Below are 5229 nucleotides of genomic sequence, written 5' to 3'. Positions count from 1 at the left end.
TTGTAGAAATTATTCCAATTTTAATATACCCATAATATGTTACAACTCTATAAATTACCCAAATTGCTCCTATTGAAATTATATTTAATTTTAATTTATTATTTAGATTTGATATTTTTGGTCTGAACATAATATAACTTAATAATAAAACGGCTAAGCATCTCAAAAAGTAAAAGGTTACAGGAGAATATAGTTCAAGAATCAACATTGATATCACAAGTTCAAGTGCAAAGAAAAAACTCCCTACTATTGCGGCTAAAAAATATTTGTTCAAATTTAAATTTTCTTTTTTTACATGAGTTAGTATAAGAGCTAATCCTGCAATTAGTGCTGGAATAAGAACGTGCAAATTTCTTTCATAAATTCCCTGAATAAAAAAACTAAAAATAACTGCTAAAAGAATTGTGAATAAAGGTTCAAGCATTTTTGCAGGTTCAAGATTGCTGACTTTTTCACCTTTCATAGAATAAAATGTAAATATGTTTGCTATTATTGAAGTTATTACTACTCCAATAAAAATTAGTATGTTTTTTAATTCAAGTGCTTGTGAATCAAGTTTCCAGAAGAAATAAAGAATAGGGAGCATTACAATAACTATTCCTAAAAATTCTAGAACATTATATTTTTTAATATCCATGCTCTTTTTTTTGAGCAATTTTCTTTCAAATATTGTCCCTCCTGCAAGTGCTAAGGCTCCGAGTATTGGGAAGTATATCATCTCTTTTCTCCATTTATTATAATATAAATGCCATTAAAAAGTTTGTTAATTTATTTAATATTTTTTATATTAAAATTAAAATCCCTCCCTCCATTTTCCCTGATAAAAAATTTAAAAATTCAACAAAATATATCAGTTTAACTTTGTTGTTCAGAATCTTCTTTAGATAGTGTTTCTTCTTCTACCTTTTCTTCTGCTTGACTTTCTGAATCTTCAGAAGTCGTTTCTTGTGTTTTATTTTCTTCTTCCATAAGTTCACTTAAAATAGATGGTATATAAACTTTGGCTAATTTGAGATAGTTTGTAATTTATGAAAAAATGACAAGTTTTAAAAAAGAATAATTTTTAATATCTTTAGGGACGCATAGGCTAATGGTAGACCCTCTCGTTTACACCGAGATGACGGAGGTCCGATTCCTCCTGCGTCCATTTTTAAAGATAATTTTATAAAGTAAATTATGTTTTATCTCATATGGAAAATGGGTATTTTGTAATTGGGACTATTTTATTAGTTGTTTTATTTTCTGGATTGAGAGTTATAGATCAGTATCAAAGAGCTGTAAAATTTAGATTGGGTAAATATGTTGGCACTTTAAGACCAGGGTTGAAATGGATTATACCTATAATTGATAAAATAACTAAAATTGATATAAGAGTTATAACAACAGATATTCCTTCTCAAGAGGTTATTACAAAGGATAATGTTCCTATGAAAGTAAATGGAGTTGTTTTTTTTAAAGTTATAAATTCTGAAAAAGCAGTTTTAGAAGTAGAGGAATACAAATATGCTGTATCTCAATTAGCACAATCTGCATTGAGAGATATGGCTGGAAAAGCAGAACTTGATTCAGTTTTAGCAAAAAGAGAAGAAATTGGAAATCAAATTCAACAAATAGTTGATAAGGAAACAGACCCTTGGGGAATAAAGATTACTGATGTTAAAATTAAAGATATAGAACTTCCTGAAAATATGAAAAGGGCAATGGCTCATCAGGCAGAAGCTGAAAGAGATAGAAGGGCTAGAGTTATAAATGCTGAAGCAGAAAAACAAGCTTCTCAAAAATTGAAAGAAGCCGGAGATATTTTATCAAAATCTAATTCTGCAATGAAACTTAGATTTTATCAAACTTTAAATGATATAGCAGAGGAAAAAAATTCAACAATTGTTTTGCCCTTTCCAGAAGAAATTGTAGATTTACTTAAGAAAAATTCTAAGAAATAGTTTTATGTTTTATTTTTAGATAAGTTTTTAAATTTATAAAATATGTAACATTACGAATAAGATGGTGAAAATTAATAAACTTTTATATTGGGTTCCTAGAATATTCGGGATTTTATTTATATTGTTTTTAACTATGTTTTCTTTAGATGTTTTCGGGAATGATTACACTTTTTGGGAGACAATTCTTGGATTATTTATTCATAATATCCCTTCAATTATTTTAACAATCTTTTTAATAATATCTTGGAAATATGAATTGTTTGGTGCAATTAGTTTTTTTTCAGCAGGTATTTTGTATATTTCAATGTTGGTAATAAATATAATTATGAATCCTCCTTTTCAATGGTATTATTTATCTTGGAGTTTAATTATGGCTGGTCCAGCTTTGATTATGGGAGTTTTATTTTTTATTAGTTGGAAAAAGAATAAGAAATTTAAAAAAAAATCAAATAAAAAATAAATTATTTTATCTAAATCCTATAATATTATTTACAAGAAATTCTGTAAGAATAAATATTATATAAAATAATATTAAAAGAATGCCTTCTTTTTTATTTATAGATTTTTCAGATCTCATAAATATCGTTACAATAAGGCCTGCTAAAAACATCGCAGTACCGGTTATATAAATATTGTAAGGGTTGAAATTAAAAGGAGATATTATTGCAACCAATCCCAATATTATTGTCGCATCAGCAACTACTGTCCCAATTATATCGCCTAAAGCAAGATTATCATGGTCTTTCTTTACAGCTTTGATTGAGAATATTAATTCAGGAAGACATGTTCCTAATGCTATAATTGTTAGTCCTACAAGTACTGCAGGTAATTTTGCATCATTAGCAAAATTTACAGCAAATTTTATAGTTAGAAATGCACTTAATAAAATAAATCCTAAACTTAATATTAAAAGAAATAAACTTTTTGCGAATGGTTCTGTTTCAACTTTTTTAAATTTTTTACGGGAGATGTTATTATCTTTGTATATTTTAACAAAAAATGATATTCCTAATAAAATTAATATTATGCCCTCCCATCTTGAAAATATTCCATTAATTCCTAAAATAATTGGACATAAAAGAAGTATGAGGAAAAAAATATTGTTCTTCAATATTTTACTTTTTACTTTTACACTTTTTAGCGAAAATAATGCAACAATTCCAAGGACTAGTGTTAAATCGGCTACTTTCGCACCTAATAGGGTTCCTAAACCCAATTCAGGTTGTCCATTAAAAGCCGCTATAATTGCAATTGTTGCTTCTGGAATAACTGAAATTAAAGCCACGATAAAAAAACTCACTATAAATTCAGGAAATCTTAATATTTTTGCAAGTATTGAAGAGTATCTAATTGCATATCCTGCACATTTTATTAATATAAATAAAAATACTAGAAATAATAATAAATTTATAATTATCATATTTGCCTCTTGTTTAATTTAAAACATAATAGTTTAAAAAGTTCTCTTTTATTTTAATAATAATATTTATTGTTTTGTATAATATAAAAATCAATTTTATCGGAAAGGTTTATATAGTTTTTATATTTTCTTTTATAAGTTAAGTGTTGTAACTTACTAAATTTAGTCAAATTTTATGTGTTATTTAAAATGGTAAAGAAAAGAAAAGAGGAAAAGAATAAATCTAGTTCTAATGTTTTGTTAGAAGTTAAAAAATTATCTAAGGATGTTTGTTCTCCTGAATATATGTTAGATAGCGATGTTGGTTTAGATATAAAAGCTAATGAAAATGTATCTTTATCTCCTATGGAACAAAAAGTAGTGAAAACTGGATTGGTGATAAGAATACCTGATGGACATGTCGGATTAATAAGAGATAGGGCTGGAATAATTAGTTTTATGAAAGTTCATACTGTTGCCGGAACATTTGACCCTGATTATAGGGGAGAGGTTTCTATTATGGTTGTAAATTTTGGAGATGAAGAAGTGGAGATTGAAAAAGGGATGAGGATTGCTCAAATGATAATAATTCCAGTAACAAAAGTGAATGTTAAAGTAGTAGATTCTTTATCAAAAACTAAGAGGGGTTCTAAAGGATTTGGTTCAACTGGGATTAAAGAGAAATTAGTTGCTTTTAAAAAATTAGAAAAAGAGATTAATAAAAAAAATAAGAAATTTAATTAATGAATAGATTTTTTAAAATGTTAAATAATAAAAAATTAAATATGAAAAATGCTAAGAAAGAAATTAAAGAAGCAGATTTAGCTGTTAGTATAGCTAAAAAAGAAATTAAAAAAGCCGAGAAAGCAACCAATAAAGCGCATGAAGAAGTAGTTGAAGCTGCTATTGTCTCTAATGGTTTAAAAAGAAAAGATTTTGTTAGTGCAGCAAGAGATTTAGAAAAAGCAGTTTATTTGACTAGTGAATCTTGTGAATCTGTAGAAGAAGCAGATTTTAAAATAAAAAATTCTAAAAAGAGGGTTTTGAAAAGATAAATAGGTGAAATTATGGAATTTACGAGTTCTTTTATTATACTTCCTTTATTAATATTCTTTGCTAGAGTTATAGATGTAAGTCTTGGAACTGTAAGGATTATATTTATTTCTAAAGGATTTAAGATTTTGTCATTAATTATAGGTTTTGTAGAAGTTTTAATATGGCTTGTCGCAATAAATCAGTTATGGTCTAATTTATCAAATGTCGGATTATATATAGCGTATGCAGCAGGTTTTGCTACCGGAAATTATGTAGGTATATGGTTGGAAGAAAAGATTTCAATAGGAAGCGCTATGATAAGAATTATAGTGACAAAAGATGCGACTAAATTAGTAAATGAATTGAGGAAGAATAATTATTCGGCAACTATAATGGATGGAAAGAGTGGAAGTGAAAAAACCGATGTAAAAGTAATTTTTTCTGTAGTGAGGAGAAAAGAACTGAAAAATATATTCAAAATAATTCATAAAGTAAATCCTAAAGCATTTTATACAATTGAAGATATAAGGAGTGTTCGTAAAGATAATTCTTTGTTTGTAAATAAAAAGAAAGTTAATGATAAAAAAGTTAAATAATTTGAGTATTCCAAATCTTTAAATATTATTAATTTCTGTTTTTTTTAAGCGTGGATAGTTTATTGGTAGAATATCTCGTTGCCAATGAGGGGAACCAAGTTTCCCATTCACAACCCCTCCTATCGGGACTGAAAGGTGATTTCCAATTGCCTCCGATGAAATCAGGCAGAATGAGAAGAACTAATGTTTTTCTCACACTCTCTCCTTTTGGGACTGAAAGGTGATTTCCAATTGCCTCCGATGAAATCAGGCAGAATGA

Annotated in this window: 8 protein-coding genes; 5 read left to right on the top strand and 3 right to left on the bottom strand. The window is 27.2% G+C overall.

The annotated features are described in order from the left end of the window. Nucleotides 1–718: EamA family transporter (locus WC356_07305; protein MFA5382951.1), on the bottom strand; the 718-nt coding region annotated here is incomplete at its 3' end. 472 nt (nt 719–1190) lie between these two features. On the opposite strand from WC356_07305, the gene WC356_07300 reads away from it, so the two are divergent. Both WC356_07300 and WC356_07295 read left to right on the top strand, forming a co-directional pair. Further along, the gene (locus WC356_07300; protein MFA5382950.1) at nt 1191–1940 is read left to right on the top strand and encodes a slipin family protein; all 750 of its coding nucleotides are present in this window, start codon (nt 1191–1193) and stop codon (nt 1938–1940) included. A 61-nt stretch (nt 1941–2001) separates the two neighbouring features. Next, a complete protein-coding gene (locus tag WC356_07295) occupies nt 2002–2400 on the top strand; it encodes a hypothetical protein (protein ID MFA5382949.1) in 399 nt (132 codons plus the stop codon). A gap of 6 nt (nt 2401–2406) precedes the next feature. On the opposite strand, the gene WC356_07290 is transcribed toward WC356_07295, so the two are convergent. Continuing rightward, on the bottom strand, nt 2407–3360 hold the full coding sequence (locus WC356_07290; protein ID MFA5382948.1) for a sodium:calcium antiporter: 954 nt from the start codon (nt 3358–3360) through the stop codon (nt 2407–2409). A gap of 189 nt (nt 3361–3549) precedes the next feature. Here WC356_07290 and dut point away from each other — a divergent pair, with 189 nt between their 5' ends. The 3 genes from dut to WC356_07275 are packed head-to-tail and all read left to right on the top strand — an operon-like array spanning nt 3550 to nt 4970. Beyond that, nucleotides 3550–4083 carry a dUTP diphosphatase gene (dut, locus tag WC356_07285; GenBank protein ID MFA5382947.1) on the top strand — a complete coding sequence of 178 codons (534 nt, stop codon included), beginning with the start codon at nt 3550–3552 and terminating at the stop codon, nt 4081–4083. A 41-nt stretch (nt 4084–4124) separates the two neighbouring features. Next, nucleotides 4125–4394 (top strand): hypothetical protein, encoded by a 270-nt coding sequence (locus WC356_07280; protein MFA5382946.1) that lies wholly within the window; start codon nt 4125–4127, stop codon nt 4392–4394. Nucleotides 4395–4406: 12 nt separating this feature from the next. Next, complete coding sequence (locus WC356_07275) at nt 4407–4970, top strand: DUF2179 domain-containing protein (protein MFA5382945.1); 564 nt, start codon at nt 4407–4409, stop codon at nt 4968–4970. 28 nt (nt 4971–4998) lie between these two features. Here the strand turns inward: WC356_07275 and WC356_07270 are convergent. Beyond that, nucleotides 4999–5229, bottom strand: a 231-nt coding sequence (locus WC356_07270) for a hypothetical protein (protein MFA5382944.1), incomplete at its 5' end; no start/stop codon positions are given.

The organism is Candidatus Micrarchaeia archaeon, assembly GCA_041653315.1.
Taxonomy (GTDB): Archaea; Micrarchaeota; Micrarchaeia; order Anstonellales; family JAHKLY01; genus JAHKLY01.
This window is presented reverse-complemented; position numbering and strand designations above follow the sequence as displayed.